At 45.6% G+C, this 17,690-nt stretch carries 14 protein-coding genes and 1 pseudogene; 4 read left to right on the top strand and 11 right to left on the bottom strand.

What is annotated here, in order from left to right:
- Positions 1-13: 13 nt before the first annotated feature.
- The 4 genes from C3432_RS22025 to C3432_RS22010 form a co-directional block, all read right to left on the bottom strand.
- Positions 14-2,653, bottom strand: a complete 2,640-nt coding sequence (locus tag C3432_RS22025) for a fimbria/pilus outer membrane usher protein (protein ID WP_103778881.1) — start codon at positions 2,651-2,653, stop codon at positions 14-16.
- 46 nt (positions 2,654-2,699) lie between these two features.
- The gene (locus tag C3432_RS22020; RefSeq protein WP_258041643.1) at positions 2,700-3,437 is read right to left on the bottom strand and encodes a fimbrial biogenesis chaperone; all 738 of its coding nucleotides are present in this window, start codon (positions 3,435-3,437) and stop codon (positions 2,700-2,702) included.
- 53 nt (positions 3,438-3,490) lie between these two features.
- On the bottom strand, positions 3,491-4,018 hold the full coding sequence (locus C3432_RS22015) for a fimbrial protein (protein WP_103778879.1): 528 nt from the start codon (positions 4,016-4,018) through the stop codon (positions 3,491-3,493).
- Between the two features lie 199 nt (positions 4,019-4,217).
- The gene (locus C3432_RS22010; protein WP_103778877.1) at positions 4,218-4,925 is read right to left on the bottom strand and encodes a response regulator transcription factor; all 708 of its coding nucleotides are present in this window, start codon (positions 4,923-4,925) and stop codon (positions 4,218-4,220) included.
- A gap of 239 nt (positions 4,926-5,164) precedes the next feature.
- Between C3432_RS22010 and C3432_RS22005 the strand changes: the two genes are divergently transcribed.
- The gene (locus C3432_RS22005; protein ID WP_103778875.1) at positions 5,165-6,079 is read left to right on the top strand and encodes a LysR family transcriptional regulator; all 915 of its coding nucleotides are present in this window, start codon (positions 5,165-5,167) and stop codon (positions 6,077-6,079) included.
- A 345-nt stretch (positions 6,080-6,424) separates the two neighbouring features.
- Entirely contained in the window at positions 6,425-6,916 is a 492-nt protein-coding gene (locus C3432_RS22000) for a GNAT family N-acetyltransferase (RefSeq protein ID WP_103778873.1), read from the top strand.
- 329 nt (positions 6,917-7,245) lie between these two features.
- Here C3432_RS22000 and C3432_RS21995 read toward each other — a convergent pair whose 3' ends face one another.
- The 3 genes from C3432_RS21995 to C3432_RS21985 form a co-directional block, all read right to left on the bottom strand.
- The gene (locus C3432_RS21995) at positions 7,246-8,565 is read right to left on the bottom strand and encodes an anaerobic C4-dicarboxylate transporter family protein (RefSeq protein ID WP_103778871.1); all 1,320 of its coding nucleotides are present in this window, start codon (positions 8,563-8,565) and stop codon (positions 7,246-7,248) included.
- Positions 8,566-8,674: 109 nt separating this feature from the next.
- On the bottom strand, positions 8,675-10,105 hold the full coding sequence (locus C3432_RS21990; RefSeq protein ID WP_103778869.1) for an aspartate ammonia-lyase: 1,431 nt from the start codon (positions 10,103-10,105) through the stop codon (positions 8,675-8,677).
- A gap of 34 nt (positions 10,106-10,139) precedes the next feature.
- On the bottom strand, positions 10,140-11,096 hold the full coding sequence (locus C3432_RS21985; protein WP_103778867.1) for an agmatinase: 957 nt from the start codon (positions 11,094-11,096) through the stop codon (positions 10,140-10,142).
- 455 nt (positions 11,097-11,551) lie between these two features.
- Between C3432_RS21985 and C3432_RS21980 the strand changes: the two genes are divergently transcribed.
- Positions 11,552-12,517, top strand: coding sequence for a LysR family transcriptional regulator (locus C3432_RS21980; RefSeq protein WP_103778865.1), 966 nt, complete (start codon positions 11,552-11,554; stop codon positions 12,515-12,517).
- 111 nt (positions 12,518-12,628) lie between these two features.
- Here the strand turns inward: C3432_RS21980 and rhuM are convergent.
- Positions 12,629-12,858 (bottom strand): annotated as a pseudogene (rhuM, locus tag C3432_RS21975) (RhuM family protein); the annotation flags it as partial.
- A 256-nt stretch (positions 12,859-13,114) separates the two neighbouring features.
- On the opposite strand from rhuM, the gene C3432_RS21970 reads away from it, so the two are divergent.
- Positions 13,115-14,017 (top strand): sugar phosphate isomerase/epimerase family protein, encoded by a 903-nt coding sequence (locus tag C3432_RS21970; RefSeq protein WP_103778863.1) that lies wholly within the window; start codon positions 13,115-13,117, stop codon positions 14,015-14,017.
- 66 nt (positions 14,018-14,083) lie between these two features.
- On the opposite strand, the gene C3432_RS21965 is transcribed toward C3432_RS21970, so the two are convergent.
- The 3 genes from C3432_RS21965 to C3432_RS21955 form a co-directional block, all read right to left on the bottom strand.
- Positions 14,084-15,022 (bottom strand): 2-hydroxyacid dehydrogenase, encoded by a 939-nt coding sequence (locus C3432_RS21965; RefSeq protein ID WP_103778861.1) that lies wholly within the window; start codon positions 15,020-15,022, stop codon positions 14,084-14,086.
- Between the two features lie 57 nt (positions 15,023-15,079).
- Positions 15,080-16,402: an MFS transporter gene (locus C3432_RS21960; RefSeq protein WP_103778859.1), complete on the bottom strand. Its 1,323-nt coding sequence runs from the start codon at positions 16,400-16,402 to the stop codon at positions 15,080-15,082.
- A gap of 356 nt (positions 16,403-16,758) precedes the next feature.
- Complete coding sequence (locus C3432_RS21955) at positions 16,759-17,613, bottom strand: sugar phosphate isomerase/epimerase family protein (protein ID WP_103778857.1); 855 nt, start codon at positions 17,611-17,613, stop codon at positions 16,759-16,761.
- Positions 17,614-17,690: the final 77 nt, after the last annotated feature.

Below are 17,690 nucleotides of genomic sequence, written 5' to 3'. Positions count from 1 at the left end.
GATCTTTTTCCCGTCAGATACCGTTGCATGGCAGGTCAAGCCTGTGCAGCGTTTGCGACAAATCGGTGTTACGTAAGTCGTATTTCAAGAGGCATTGCCCGGACGGCGATTCCCCCCATTTCACACGCAGCGTGCCTTTTTTCGCGGAGGCACGGGCATAGACCTGGTTTCCCTGCCCGACCAAACCAACCACGGCGTTTTTACTGTCGTAAACGTCAGACCCTAACGGGATATTTTCTTCAGGCTTACGCAGGATTTTGATTAACAGGGGATATCCTTCCAGCGTTCTGAAACGCACTTTTACCGCGGCCCCGGCATAAGGCGCTACCCGCTGCTGGTTTTCGGCAAGCTCAGCGCTCTGGTTTTTAATGCCTTTCGAGTCGAGGCTGATATCGTTGTACCTGTAGGGAACCAGCGAAGGGACGATGGCATAGCCAAAGCTGTTGATTTTTGCGCCCATACCATTTTGGACTTCTGCGCCATGCACGCCGTCGGCTTCAACAAGACCGAAAGTATCGCCAAGATAAGGACCGAGCGTGATGCCGCCTGAATGGGCGACCAGAGCGCCGCGTAGGCTTGCGCCGCCCTGGGTATAATCACGGTTGTGTGAGGCGCTACCGCCAATCGTGGCCCAGGGCAGCTGTTTCGTGACGTTTGTGCCTACGGTTGTACCGGTTCCGGCGTTGTCGTAAGCCCCGTTCAGGGTGTAGCTGAGGGTTTGATTTTCCCCCAGCGTACCGGCGAGTGAACTTTGATAATAGGTACTGCGGCTGTCGCCGGATTGATGGCTCATGCCGGAGGTCAGGATAGGTGAACGTGAGCCTTCGCCGAGTGGAACCGAAATCGAAAACATCAGGATATTTTGCGTACTGCCGGAATTGCCTGCGGCATTGTTGCTATTGTCTTGTGAAGTCTGTACACCGTAACGGGTGCTGCCAGTTCGCTGTCTGCTCAACGAGAGGTTGTAGCTGACCGAACGCCAGCTATTCGAATACCCCATCTGATACTGCGTATCGCGACCGCGTCCGTCACGATAATCGCTTGTCGAGCCTGAAACGTAGAGCTGTCCGTAGCTGGACAGCCCTTGGCTCACCGTCAGCACGAACTGATTTTTCTGCTGGTAGGTGCTGGAATTCCAGGTGCCGCTACGATCGTGTGCGTCACGCAAACCCAGCACATCGCTGAGATCGCGATAGCCATCGGTGGAGTAGCGGTAGCCTGCCAGCGCCAGGGTGGTCGCGGTAGGGGCAAATGTACGGCTGTAGGTCGCACCCAGACGCCAACCGTTAAGATTTTCACCCAGAACATCCGCACGTGAATAGACAGCGTCCAGGCCCAGCGCACCTAACTGGTTGGTTAAGACAAAGCCGCCAAGCAGGGACTGGTACCCCTGTGAAATGCGTACGCCGCTATTCGCCGTGATGGCATTGGTTAAACCCGTTTGCCACGTCAGGTCGGCAAAATTTGCGTCACTATCACCAATGTCCCGCACCTGTCCGGCAGAGAAATTAACATGAGAGCGTCCCGGACGCATGGAGTTCGGGACCGCTGAAAATGGCACGGTAAATGACGATACGCGTCCGTCAGCTTCCTGAATTTCAACCACTAAATCCCCCTGATAGCTGGTGGGATAAAGGTCATCAATGATAAATGCGCCCGGAGCGACGGTGGTCTGATAGATTTTACTGCCTGACTGCGACACGGTGACTTTCGCCGTTGTAGAGGCAATACCGCGAATGGTTGGCGCATAGCCTCGCTGAGATTCCGGTAACATGCGATCGTCAGTTTCTAGCTGGATCCCGCGAAAGCCAATACTGCTAAACAGGGTGCCGGAGGTATAGCTGTCGCCCAGCGTCAGCTCACTGCGCAGGGCCATGACAGGTCTCTGAACATAGGTTCGTAGCGGTGTCCAGTGGCTGCTGCCGGGGGCAGAATCGCTGGCGTAGCGATTATAGTTAGCCTGGTGGCGCAGCTGCCACAAACCTAAGTTTAGCCCGGCGTTCAGGCCCAGATAAGTCGATTCTGACGTCTGGCCTGACGCGTCAGTGCGATAGTAGTTCGTATCATAATTCGCGAATGCGACGGTTTCTCCCGCTGACAGATCGCCTGCCGAAACGCTCCCGCGGGGTGTGCGTATCATAAGCGCCTGAGGAATGAATAAATCCAGCCGTAGTCTTGCGAAGTCAAATCGGTTTGACGCACCTTCTATCTGACTCTCCAGCGTTGCGCATTGCGTCGTATTCTCTGTTGCCGTAATGCTCTCCGGCGCGACGCCGCCTTTTACTAATAATTCAGGCGGCAGGCAAGGGGACACGATTCCCTGAGCGTTGGGGGCAAAACTGAGCGATTGCCGGGAATAAAAATTACCGTTAATAAAAATATCGACCTGATACGTCCCGGCAGCAATGCTGTTTGCCTGATTAAATCGGGCGACGATCTGTTGATCTTTCCCGCGACCGACCAGCATGGCATCGTCGAACTGATATTGAATTTCTTCCACGGGTTGAGTTTCAGAATACGCGAAAGGTGGACATAAAATCAGCGCGATGAGTAATTTCTTGATGGGAACCAGACGGCCCGAAATAAGACTGAAATAAACCGGAATTCCAGCAATATTGTTATGCAAAGTTTTAGCATCTGGAATGTACAGCATCCTTTCCTCCAGGAGTTGAAGAAACTCTGCACTCAGAGTTGAATAATTAGTTTTTGAGTGACACTTCGCTGTTCGTATGACCGCCATAGTCATTGACCAACGTAAATTTAACTTTCAGCGGTGTTGACGAAAGTCGACTATTTTTGTTTTTGGCTACCCAACGAGTTTGCGATTTTGGCGGCACCATATTGACGGGAAAAGTGAGCCGCTTTGAACCGGCAATAACGTCCGCATTAATAAAAGACGCATAATAGCCTGAATCATTAATGACGGTGAGTTGCACATTTCCGCCTTCCTCTGTAACGCTAAAGCGAAGCTGATTCGCCACGTTATCAACACTGCCAACGATCGTCTTTGGTCTGTAAAATATTTTATTTCTGTTTCTCAGTACGACGACCATTTGATTTTGCGCGTTGGCCATATTCTTGGGCGGAATTTGTACGGAATTAAGATAAAAGACAGACTCACGATCCTGAGGCAGATTCTTTCCGGTAAAAACAAGACGTACCGATTGACCTGTTTTGGGCTCGATACGAAATAAAGCGGGTACCGCCATAAAAGGGCCATCGGCATTATCTGGCGTGGATGTCGGATTATTTACATCAGACCAGATTTGCATAATATAGGGAATGTTATCATTGTTGGTAAATTGTAATGTCTCAGACTGAGCATCTCCGGGATAAATGACCCTGGTATTGAGCATTACCACACTCGCCATTACCGGCATGGTCATGGCTAAAATAAAAGTAGTGCACAATAGCGTTTTGAGGGATTTGCTTGTCATTGTCATTTCTCATCTATAAATACCCCTTCCATAAACTGGAAGGGGTTTGTTACTTATTGGTAAGACACTGCGTACTGAACGCTGCCCAGTACAGAACCTGGGGTGGAGACGCCTTCCGCATAGTATTCAACAGCGAAGTTATAAGATGCTGAGGTTGCGTTGGCGGCGAGATTCAGGCCAGCGGCTCCAGTCTGACCTGTCAGATCCAACGGCGTAGTTGGCGCGGCAGGATCGATCAGCTGTAATGAAACATTTGTGGCGCTCCCGGTGTTCCCCATACGACCATCACTGGTCAGGTTGTTACCAACAAATACCGTTTTGATTGCGGTTGCAGAGGCGGAAGCCGTACAGCCAGTCAGATCGATGGAGAATGGCGTCTGGCCTGCGGTCACACCAGAAGCGGCCAGAGCAGATTTTGGCACGGTCGGCAGAAGAACCTGAGGCGAGGAGGGATTGCCGTTAATGCTGACTACGCATGTTTGATCGGCGACTTCACCCTGAAAGCGAATAGTATTGTCCGCCATCGCAGAAGTCGAAACAGCAGCAACAGTACAAGCGAGAGCTAGCGTAATTTTTTTCATATCTAATTTTCCTTATTTTTGAATCAGGCGCATAATGATATTATTTGCCTTTGTATAACTACACCTTCCACCACTCTCTCATTAATGCAATGTCTTAATTAAAGAGTCTGCGAAGTCTTTTAATGCATTTGATACGTCTTTGATCGTTAACGCTTCTGATAAAGATTAAATGATTGATATCCGTATCTGATGAGGCTTTTTACTCGGGAATTACTTTTTCAATTAGATTTTCCCTAATAAGCACTCTGTATAACTCACTAATTGTTCTGGCGTTAAACTTCGAATAAATATTAGAACGATGTGTTGATACCGTCTTCACGCTGATAAATAATTGCCCGGCAATTTCAGAGTTATTTTTGCCTTTCATTATTAACTTTAAGATCTCACTCTCTCTGGTTGAGAGAGAAAAATGATGAAATATGTTTTTTTCTTTTCCTCTGTGACTTACATTAAACTCTTTGGTCAGTAAAATATTAAGTTCATGATTTATGATACTGGAGTAGATCTCAAGAGCGTCATTTCTCTTAAGTACAATATCACAAAAAGAGTTATAAAAATAAGCATGATGGTTATAATCCCAGTGACTGCATATCGCCATTGTTTTAACGGGTCGATGAAGCCTTGCTATCCGTTCAATAATCTTTATTTTTTCTGAAAAAAATACGAAATCAAAGTCAAAAATTATCAACGAGCTGCACTTGTTTTTCAACAGACTCGTGAAAACATCGTTTAGCTTCATAACCTCTATAAAAATAAAATTTACACCCCGATAAGCTGGAATACTTCTCATTTCTGATAGTAAGCTATTGAGCGCAAATCTTAGGAGGTTATCTTCACTAAATACAATGAAGTTAATATTTACATCTGACCGATAATGCATCCTGCCACCAGTTATCCGTAACATCATTAATATCCTCACTTCTTAAAGACGATTATCCTATTTTGGTGAAGACTGCGTATATAAGAAAATACCCATTTAATCCAGGAATTATCTTATCAAAATAGGCTGCATATATGAAATTCCTTATGGCGTGCACTATATTAATTTAGTAACCAACTGACTTCTATACATAAAAGGGAAATGTAGTTTCTAATAGATAGAAAATGCTTTATTAACAACGTATTAAAATTTGTGTGGAAATATAAATGGCAAAAGAAGATTTGAACCTACAGTTGTTGCAGATCCTTTGTGCGCTGGTTGAGACAAAAAGCGCTACACTCACATCTATCAGACTCGATCTTGGTAACAGTGCGATAACTTATGCGCTGAATAAGTTGAGAAACGTCTACAATGATCCCCTTATGATACGCAGCAAAAATGGGATGCAGCCGACGCTGTTGGCGCTTGAGCTTTATAGCGTGTTTAAGCCAGCCTTGCTAAGAATCGAAGAGGGAATGAGCATCCGCGGTACAGAATATTTGTTGAAAGAAAGGAAGGGTATTTACATTCGTTGCTCTTCATTCCATGAGTTGATTCTTACATTTCGTCTTTTTGAGAATGAGATTAACCCTCGGCATGCGTATGTTTTTTTATACAATGCCCTGTCGCCAGTTAAAAGGCTTGAGGCGCTTCGTCGCAGACAGGTGGATATCGACATTGGCTCAAAGCTGGAACACGATCAGGCCATTTCTCAATATCCTTTACCTGTCGGTCAACTCATGCTGCTGTGTAAACCTGACCATCCGCGTGTTCATCCGCATATGACGATAAGTGAAATGCGAAAAGAGAAGGTTTTGACTTGCTATATGCCTTCAGAGAATATCTCCAGGGATATAGAATTCAATGAGATTGACCATCAAAGCCAGTTAGACAGACCTTACTTTTCGACATCGATAAGCAATATTCTGACCCTGGTCGCACATACTGAAGCCGTATGCTTAGTGCCGATTCATTTTGCCCGGTTTGCCTGCAACATCTTTAATTTGAAGTCTGTCGAATGTCATCTACCCAATACAAATATTATGCGTTCATTTTACATCCATATTCATCACAGCCAAAAAAATGAACCCGCCTTAAAAGAAATTATCGACCTGATACAAGCATTTGGCCGCGCCAGATAAGAGCGTCGTGTTATGTCGTGAATGCATCTGCAGGCCGCCAGTCGTAACAGTTTTTTACCTCCGGGTGCATCACTTCTTTTCTTCGGTACATATTCGACAGGTCCATGCAAGCAGGAGGGAAGGTTAACCAACGCGATGAGATGCCAGTAGCAAAACTTTCTGCTTTATTGCATGGGTAACGCTACCGTGTTGATACAACGCATCGAAAACCAGGGGTAAATGCATATCGCTTTATGCAAGAAAGAATGCCCGGCCTTCATTCTTAATGTGAACACGGTAGTGCGTAAACATTATGCTGCGCAGGTATGATGAAGCTGTCCAGTTAATTCATAAGGAGATTCAGGCATGTCCACACCACTATTTCGCCAGGCGACATCCGCTGATGTTGATCGTTGTTATGAGATTGAAACTATCGCTTATGAAGGTGATGAGGCCGCGACGCGGGAAAAAATCGCCACGCGTATCGACCTCTACCCGCAAGGGTTTATGTGTATGACGCTGGATGACGCGATCGTCGGCTTTATCAACGCTGGCTGTGCCTGGGAAGTGATCATGTCCGATGAGGCATTTAAGGAGCTGGTGGGGCACGATCCGGCGGCACCGAACGTGGTGATTATGTCGGTAGTGCTGCATCCGGATTTTCAGGGGAAAGGGTATTCTTCTCTGATGATGCAGGCGTTCGTAAATCAGATGAAGGCGCTGAATAAAAAGACGATTCACCTGATGTGTAAAGACCGCCATGTCGATCTCTATGCGCACTTCGGCTACCGTTATATCAAACCGTCAGAATCCGATCACGGTGGTATGGTCTGGCATGAAATGCTGATGACGCTTTAATCGTGCGGTGAATTGTTTGATGGCCGATACAGCGTCGCGTGTTCAATGTCACTGGTTTAATCCGTATGGGATAAATTATTCACCCTCATAAGCACTGCCAAATAGATTTAATGACAGCATCAATACGGTTTCAGAACTCAACGCCTGACGTTGTTGATCCCAAATTACCGTAAACAGGGGCCGTGTCTGCACTATCGACCCCTGTTGTAAAGGTGAGTTGCCCACAACGGTACGGCCGTTGAAGGGATTCATTCGCTGCTCATTCAGCTAAGATGACGGTATTCGTTTATCACCTAATGATATTTGTGACTGTGCATGGATTATCTACGTTAGAAAACGAAGGTAGCAATGATAAATCCAACGCAGACGCCGACAAAGGTAGTGATTAATCCTGGTATCATATAACTGTGATTGAACACGTACTTACCAATTTTTGTCGTCCCGGTAGTATCAAAGGATACCCCGGCAATTAATGTGGCATAGCTTGGAATGAAAAAATAGCCATTAACGGCAGGCCAGGAAGCAACCATCGCATAAGGGGGGAGCCCCAGACCAATTCCCAGAGGGATCAGCAAACGTGTCGTCGCCGCCTGACTTAAGGTGAGTGCGGAGACAAAAAATAAACCAAGCGCAAACATCCAGGGATGAGCTGTCACAATATCCTGGACGTTCGTTTTAATGAACGGCATATTATTTGTAACTAATGTGTCACCCATCCATGCCAAACCAAAAATACAAATTACGCCCATAGTTCCCGCTTTGAAAACAGAGCCAGAAACAATTTTGTCGAGGTCTGGTTTACAGAGCAGAACCATTACGGCAGACACAATAAACATTATTATTTCGATAGTGTGCGTCATGGATAATTTTATGGTTGCACCATCCACTATGAAGTCTGGACGTAATGCAGGAATAGTTCCCATAAGTACAATAATCACTGCCCCTAAAATAAACAATGCGACGGACAGTTTTGCCTTCCCTGAAGGTTCAGGTTGAGTTGCATCCAGTGGTTTGGTTGGTTTGATTAACCCTTGCTGTAAACGGCGCATATACTCAGGATCATCGGCCAGCTCTTTTCCTACCCGACAAGCATAAAAACTACCTGCAATAATCCCAATTAACGTAGCAGGAATACAAATGATCATGATGCTGCCCATACTCACGCCAAAAGGTGCCAGTAACGCAATCAGCGCAGCCATGGCCGCACTGATTGGACTGGCGGTTATCGCTTGCTGAGAAGCAATAACTGAAATTGACATTGGACGCTCCGGGCGCACGCCAGATTCCCGGGCGACTTCAGCGATTACGGGCAAAATACTAAACGCAACATTGCCTGTGCCGGACAAAAAAGTAAATGCATACGCAACCATCGGGGCGACAAAGGAAATTCGATTGGGATTTTTCCTTAATATTTTTTCTGCGATCTTTACTAAGTAATCCATTCCTCCTGATGCTTGTAAGGTGGAGGCAGCAAGAACAACGGCCATAATAATTAGCATAACATCTACTGGTGGCGACGATGGCGGCAGACCAAATATAAAAATCAGTATTCCCAATCCTAAACCTGCGGCCATGCCAATAAATATGCCACCTAATCTGGCACCCAGACATAATGCTAGTAGTACAACTAAAAGCTCAACAAAAAACATAATGGCTTCCTCTTAAAGAGATAAAATAAGATAGCGAGATATAGAGTTGATAAATAGTCGTTCTCTACTTCTGCAGTGAATATCTTCTTTTCAAGAAACTTACTATCTATTAAGACTCGTTATTTTTATTTCGCCATTGATAAATCGCATGAGACATCGCTTCTGGATTAATTATTAGCTGAGGATCCAACAGATAATCTGCATCTTTTGCATTTAGTACACCCAGCTGCAGGACTGCTTCTTTCACTGAAATATGGTGTTCGGAAGCATATTGAGCAACACGGACACCTTCTTCATAACCAAATATGGCTGAGATCATTGTGGATAATGCGAGAGTGTCATTAGCATACTGTGCACATGTGACTTTATTAGCCGTAATACCTTTGATACAACGCTGAGTAAATGCGGGTAGCATATTTGTGAGTAAGGTAAATGATTCAAACAGATTTTTATAGAGCGTGGATGCCCAAACATTAATCTCCAGCTCACCTTGTTCAAATCCCATTGTAATAGCCATATCGTTACCACATATCTGCTGTGCTGTCAGAGAGGCTAATTCAGGGAGTACAGGATTGATTTTTCCTGGCATAATCGAGGAACCGGGGGTCAGAGCCGGTAAGGTTATTTCTGCAAATCCAGCGCGCGGTCCAGAAGAGAGTAATCTCAGGTCTTTCGCTATCTTTGAAATCCCGCAGGCGGCAATTTTTAAGGCACCTGATACCTGTAGATAAAAGTCATCATTCTGCATACCATCAAAAAAATTATCACAGGGGACAACGTCTTCCTGTAGTACGTCAGAAAGATGATGATAAAACGCGTTCTGATAACCTGGGAATGAACCAATTCCAGTACCAACGGCGGTCGCACCGACAATTAATCTAAAACATTCCTGCCGTAAGGTGGTCAGTGCTGTGATTTGCCGTTCAACAAAACGGCTGTAACCTGAAAACTCCTGGCCTAACGTCATGGGCACGGCGTCTTGCAGGCAGGTTCGACCTACTTTGATGATATCCGAAAAGTCTGTCTGTTTTTCATGAAGTGCAGCATACAGGCAACGTATTTCGGCCACCAGTTTGTCTAATGCCGGCGCGATAGCCAGTTTCATAACTGAGGGGATCATATCGTTGGTTGACTGCCCCATATTTACATGAGTATTAGGATGCACGCGATCATAACCTTTATGGCCCGTGAGCCTTTCATTGGCAATATTCGCAATAACCTCGTTCATATTCATATTAACGCATGTAAATCCCCCACCCTGGTACATATCTAACGGAAACTGGGCACGCCAGTCCTCTGTCAGTATTCGGTCGGTGGCATAAATGATAGCATCCTTGATATCGGGTTCCAGCGCACCGACAGCATGATTAGCCAGAGCTGCTGCCTTTTTCATATGAGCTAACCGCTCATGAAGATAGGGGTAATAAATAACGGCGATGCCAGAAATAGCAGAATTTCGCAAAACACGAGCAGTCTGAATACCATAATATACGGAATCAGGTAACTCCATTTCGCCTAAGCAATCATGTTCGGTACGCATTTCAGAACCCTCTTTTAATGCTCTTGCGGATGGTTTATTTTTTAAAATACCCGGCTCTAACTGCCATACCAATAAGGTTACAGATAATACGCCCTGCCGTAATCGACGTGATATTATTCAAATCCTTCCTGGGCGTAATTTCCACAATATCCATACCTACCACTCGACCTTTATTAACCAGACCCTGGATAAGCGTACGCATTTGAGGATATGTAACCCCACCGGGTGCCGGACCATTCACCGCTGGCATAATAGTGGGATCCATACCATCAGCATCAATGGTAATATAATAATTGCCCCCGGCAGGAATACGTTCGAGTACCGCATCCATACCGATACGCTGTAGCTCAATATCAGTAATAAGATGAGCACCATAGGCTAAGGCATCTTCGACCTCCTGAGGACGAGCACTACCTGCAGAACGTAATCCTATTTGATAAATTTCCTGGATGTGCTCCATTTCGGAAGCGCGGCGTATTGGGCTGGAATATCCTTCATGAACGCCGTTAACTTCATCACGCCAGTCAAGATGGGAGTCAATATGGATTAATGTAATCGGTCCTTTATCTTTTAACGCGCGAAAAACGGGAATTGGGATACCATGATCGCCACCAAGAATAATGGGGAGTATATTTGCATCCAGCAGTTTTTTAACAGCCTGCTCCGCCAATTGATAATGTGCTGATATGTTCTTAGGATCGCCGGGGATATCACCACAATCAATAATTTTGATATCCTGGTTATCTAACAGCGGACCATTTAATTCAAAATCATAACGTTCTAATCCCCTTAAGGCGCGTTGCCATGCGCGACGGATAGCTGTTGGAGCATTGCTCTGATCGTTGACGACTTCTTCCATTGAGTAGGGATCACCAAATGGAATACCCAATATAGCGATATCAGCATCCAGCTTGCTGAAATCGGTCTCTATGGGCGCATCAAAAAAACTACAAAACTCTTTCTTAGGTGCAACGGTAAGTTTATTTGACATGACAAACACTCCTTTTATGAATACACATTCAGCTTATCAAGGATATTGATGAAATCACGCAGGTTAATTTTTTCTAAATCGCTAATGCGATTAATTTAAATTTGCAATACTGTGATGGATAGCTCATGTTAAGTGCAATTATTATATGAAGTGGGATATGTGTATTGATTCTCATTAAAATAGAGGGGGGGAAATAGCGGTATCAAATTCCAGTCCACCTTTGTCAGCCTGTGTTGGCCTCAGGTAAATGGGCTGACTGTTTCCATAAAGTGTCGAACCTTTTTCAACAATTACCACAACGTGCAGTGTGGGATAGTGATACGATGATCGGTATTGCCCAGTCCGGTTGGTGATTTTTTGATTTGACGATTGAACAGATCGCACCATCTGGGCTAAGTTTTACTCAAAGAGACCGACTATTCAGCGCAGCGGTGTAAAACGAATGGAAAATAAATATGACGATAGATAAAAAATATCTTTTTGTTAAATATATTAACATTTTTATCACTGTTGCTGATGCCAAAAGCATGAAGGTTGCTGCGAAACAGTTAGGCGTAACACCTTCAGCGGTGACACAAAACATTCGTCAGCTTGAAACGCTTATTGATTGTACCTTGTTTGATCGGCAGGAACGCCCACTTACGTTAACCCGAAAAGGGAAAGCATTTTATCAGCAGGCTGTTGATTTTATTATAAATATAAATAATAGAATGGAGGATTTAATCAGCACGATTAAGCAAGATAATGGGTGTATTAAACTACGATTACTGGATAGCCTGACCCCTATCATTTTTCCTATCAGTGAGAAATTGACCGATGAATTTGACTGCTTATCTTTTAGTACAGGGCTTTCATTAAGCGGTGCGATTGCACTCCGGAACTATGAGATTGATGTTGATATCAACATTAATGAACATTATACCAATGATGATTCCATTTTTACCCTTCCTTTAATGAAAGAACATTTTTTGATTGCGACGTCTAAAGATTATCAGGGAGAGAATAAAACATTAGAACAGATTGCTAATGAGCTGACATTTATTGGTTATAGTGATAACAGTCATATAAGAAACCAGGTTAATAAATATCTCAAACATAATAACGTCAATATTAACCCACACTGTAATTATGATACTAATGGCTTACTGTTTAAGTATATGACCAGAGGCCATTGTTGGTGTATTACAACCCCTTTATGTTTGTTTGAACATCTTGATTTAGCTCATAATTTTTCTTTTTACCCTCTTAATCATTGGCCCCCAAGTAGAACAATCGGTGTACATGTCAGAAAACAAGAATCTCACCATGTGGCACATGTTATCAAGCGTATTGTCACTGAAGAGCTAAAAGAGCGCGTTTATCCCACATTACACCAAACAATTCCCTGGCTAAATGAACAATATTTTATGATTATTGATTGATTTGGTTGCCGGATTATTTTAAATAAATCGAAATTTTAATAGACTGGCGAAGGGGAATTTCCGTCCGCTTTTACGCACTTCTTCATTTTTATCGCTGGCGTCAGCTCATTAATGAATAAGTTCGGCAGCGGTATGGCCGGTACGGGCGAAATGCAGCTTGTTCCGGATGGTTTGAAATAACCAGGCGGCCTCTTTTCGTGATGGCTGGTCGTCGGCGGCTAATGCGAATATTTCCCTGGCCCGCAAATAAACCCGGCGCTCACCGGCGCGGATATCGCGGATGCGTTCAGCATCTCATCGGAATAATCAGGCACTGCCAATGTTCCAGCGGGTGGATTTTCAGCCACTCATCACTCATCACTCATCACCCATCACAACGTCTGGGCTGGCATTAACTCAGGGACTCAACAGGTCTGGCTGTCACCACCAGAGTTGTTTCCGTGATGAGATCCAAATCATACATGCGACATATCATAAGAACACGGTGTGATCATATGTTCGTTTGGTGGTAAAATGCTCAACAGAGAGAAGCCTACCCTGACCTGTTCCTGACGGCATACCTCACAACCTCTGTTCTCTTGTTGGAGTAACCGCATCATGACAAACAAACTGTATCCTTCCGCACACATTGCCGAGCTTTTTTATCCACTTGCTAATGATGAAAACGCGATTTTACACATCATCCGTGAAATCGCTGATATAGATTATTATCGTGGCTTTGAAATCGGTATCATTCACCAGCCTAAGATTTCCAGAGCTATCCGCACGCTGGCAGAACAGACCCAGTTAAACGTCACTCAATGGCTGACGTTTGAGCTATTGAAAGACAATCTGAATCTCAGCAGCCTCGATCCGGCGCTGCGTGAAAAATCGATTCTCCGTGCCTGTGAACTGGTCCATTTGGCGGCAGAATGTGGCACAAACAAACTCTCGCTGGTTAGCGGAAGCGATCCCGGAAATACACACCGTGAAGAGGCCAAAAAGGGGTTTGCTGAAGCGCTGGTACGTATTGGGGACGTTGTCGGGCAGTATCACAATATGCTGCTACAAGTTGAGCCACTCGATCGCTTTGCACATAAATGTCAGCTTATTGGGCCCACAGACGAAACCGTAGACTGGATGAAAGCGCTACGACCTGACTGTCCTAAACTGTATCTTGCATGGGACAGCGCTCACGTCGCGCTGAACGAAGAAGATCTCATCGAATCGCTGGCGACAGCGGCCCCGCTTATTTCACAACTTCATCTGGCTAACGCCATTCTCGATCCTCAGGCACAGGGATATGGCGATTATCATATGAAATTTGGTAAGCCGGGATTTCTTACTGCCGGTAAAGCAGCACAGATTATCAGGACCGCATTGAGTCTTAAGCTGCCCGAGGAACTGGGCCCCATTTCACTGGCCATTGAAATGCGCAGCGCCGACCAGGACGACCTGTGGAATAATGAACGGCAGGCCCGGGAGTTCCTGCAAAGCGCCTGGCTTGAAGCACTGGATTAATATAGTCAAGGGGCTAAATCGCCCCTTTTTTATTATGCGTTATGCCAGCATACCTGAATTTGTCGCTTAATCTGGCGAGGTCACCGGTGTCAGCAACGCCTGACTGGCATAAAATGCCGCGATGTTATCCATCACTAATTTCGCCATTGCAGCTCGTGTCGCCTGCGTCGCGCTACCTATATGTGGCGTCACGACCACCTCGTCACGATCGAGCAGCGCCTGCGGAATATGAGGTTCATTGGCAAAAACATCCAGACCAGCACCTCCAATCGTCCCCTGGGTAATCGCTTCAACGAGCGCCTCCTCATCGACAACACTGCCTCTGGCGATATTGATTAAAATCCCTTTAGCACCCAGGGCGGACAGTACGTCATGGTTGATAAGCTTATGGCTTTCCTTGCCTGCGCTGGCGCAAACCATTAGCACATCGCTATTTTTTGCCAGTTCCAGCAAGTTGTCATAATAGGCCACCTCATGACTATCGACAGGATTTTTGTCAAAGCAGGCTATGCTCATGGCAAAGCCTTTCGCCCGGCTGGCAACGGCCCGGCCAATGCGACCGAAACCCACAATGCCCAACCTCCCGCCACTCACCTTGGTTGATGGCGGGTAGGAACCGGATAACCAATTTCCTCGTTCAATAAATTTCTGCGCGCCGTTTATCTTCCTTGATACATTTAACATCAGGGCAATCCCCAGATCGGCAACATCATCAGTGAGGATATCTGGTGTGTTAGTAACCTGAACATTTCGCTCAAATGCAGCGTGAATATCTACACCATCATAACCGACACCAAAAACAGCAATTAACTTTAATTCTGGCAACTGGTTAATCAATGAGGCTGTAACTGTTGATTCACCACTGGCTAATATAACCTGGATTTCTCCGGCAATGTCGCTCAATGCTTTGGCTGACAGTTTACTGTATTCATACACGGTGTGCTCATGCGCTAATGCTTCCGCCAACACCTGCGGTACTTTATCTACTCGTAATATCACTGGCATGACATAATCCTATTTAAATAATCATTTATCGAGATCAAAACCTGGTGTCGGAGCGATTTATTTTTGGAAAGACACTTTCCCATTGCGCATTGGCAATTTATTAAAATTAATGCACAGTGTTCCAACAGTATAGCATCCGGCACAGATGGCAAAATAGACCAACACACTTTCATAGCTACCGGTAGCCTGTAGAATCACCCCGACCAGAATTGGTACCAGAATACCCGCGCAGCTGTTTGCCATATTCATCAACCCACCAACCATACCGACGCGATCTTTTGGCGCCAAAATAGCCGGGAAGCTCCAGTACAAACTGCCGAACATCATAAAGAATGCAGCGATGGAGAGCAGCGTAACGGCAAGCTCAGGATCGGTGACTGTCGCCAGGGCATACAGAACACACAGCCCTACAATACCGGATAAAGAAAGCAAACTTTTTAATGCAACGTTATGGCTGATACCCTTTTTCACCAGGAAATCGACGAAAAATCCGCTAAACAGGCATCCCAGCGTCCCCATGATAAAAATGATAAACGTAGAGTTACCGATAGAGGCCAACTCTAGACCCTGTGCCTGAGCCAGATAGCTCGGTCCCCAGGTCAATAATCCCCAATACACCATACCCCATGAGGCGCGGCCAATCATGATCGCAACCATCGTAACCCAGCTAATCCCTAACCCCTTTGTCGCAATGGAATCATCCTGCCCGCCAGCGCTGTTGGCGTTACCTGCCGCAATGTATTCAATTTCTTGTTGATCTACATGGGGGTGTTCGGAAGGTCTGTCGCGCAGAACCCGCCATGCTACAAAACTTAACAGCATGGTGAAGATACCAACGACCACAAAGGTTATACGCCAGGAGTCCAGTAGAATGATCAGATGTGCAACGATGATACCACCAATTGCCACGCCCAGCGGGCTGCCGGAGTCCATGATCACTGCGCCACGCCCCCTTTCTGAGCGGGTAAGCCAGGTTGAACTCAGTTTTGCACCGCTAGGAGAAACCGGGGCTTCCATCGCCCCCAGACCAATACGGGAAAGGATAAGGCTAATCCCACCTGTTGCCAGACCTATAATTGCCTGAAAAAAGCCCCAACCAAGCAGTGCGCCGGTGATCACTTTACGTGGACCGTAACGGTCTAATAACCATCCTCCTGGCACTTGTAACAGTGCATAGGACCAAAAGAAACTGCTGAGAATTAAACCCTGAGTGGTTGGTGAAAGATCAAATTCCTCTTTTATATAGGGCATCCCGATAGATAGCGTAATACGATCCATCAGGTTGACGGCCAATAAAAAAAACATAGTAGCAAAGATAATCCAACGATAGTTTGTTGGCTTCTTCGCATTTGCTGATGGAGTGAGTGTAGAGTCAGACATAATTAACCTTTATTTTTAAAAATCGTTAAAAAAATAAAACGCAATTAATTTGTTAAACTTAGGTGCTTTATGAACATTGGTAACGTATTTTTTATCTAACTGAACAAAAGAACAGGTGCGTAACTTATGTTACGAACATAACAACATAGTTATTAGAGCCCGTGTGCGACACTAATCACATAATATAGAAATATGCATTGCACTGTTTTTTTCTGGTCGCTGCCAGCTACATACCATTCCGTTTATTGCTGATGTATGAAAAAAATATCTTAATCTGTGACAGGCAAAATTAAATAAGGCCATATTGAAGCCCATTAGAATTTAATTTCACCAGGCCAGGTGTCACATTATTTTATTTATTCATCCTGCAGTTCATATCCGAGCCATTTCTCCAGCATCTCACGTGACTGGATGAGAACCTCCAGACTGCGCAAAGGGTCAACAGGCGAATTACCTCGCACCGGATAGCTGTCGCGCCGACGATGCATACGTAAAGGGATTTCCAGGCTACAAGGAATTGAGAGTGCCGCCAGCTCTTTTAGCATAGGCACATAGTTTAATTGCCCATATCCCATTGGCGTAAAATGAACCTCACCATCGCACACCTGAAGATCTTTCAGATGACAGTGTTGCGCCCCCGGTAGCATGGCAATTGCCTGTTCGATAGGGTCGGCATCGGGACAAAGTGAAACGATATTACCGGCATCAACGTTGAACGCCACCGACTTACTGCCAACGGCATCCAGTAGTTCAAAGCCATCGTTAGCCAGACGAAAAACGTCATAATTTGGATCGCCACCATTTTCGAGGCAAATCACGCAGCCATTATCATAGGCTACTGACGCAAGCTCCCGCAGGTTAGCGATAATACGCGCCCGATCGGCATTTCTGCCGACACAGGCGTTGATCCATTTTGCCCCAATCATATTAGCGAAGCGGATACGCCGACTGAACTGCTCAACCGCGTCCAGAGCCCCGATGTTCATCGTCGCCCCTAAGGAATGCGTGCGTAGCTGGTGTTTATCCAGTAATTCACGAATATGGAAGGCATTTTTCTCACCAAAAAGCGCGGGTGGCATATCGCCAACATAACCCTGGTTGTAGGCCAGTTCGACATAGCGAAATCCGGCTTGTTTTATCGTCCGAAAGGCAACGTCAGCCTCCAGACCGTCGAACATGGCGGTATTGACACCGATCAAAAGCTTATTCATTCTGATTCCCTCCTTACTTCAGTCACAGGGCAACCAGCGACCGCTGATTGCCTGACAGCGAAATGTTTCCCATTCTG

It is taken from the genome of Citrobacter amalonaticus (assembly GCF_002918555.1).
Classification (GTDB): domain Bacteria; phylum Pseudomonadota; class Gammaproteobacteria; order Enterobacterales; family Enterobacteriaceae; genus Citrobacter_C; species Citrobacter_C amalonaticus_A.
This window is presented reverse-complemented; position numbering and strand designations above follow the sequence as displayed.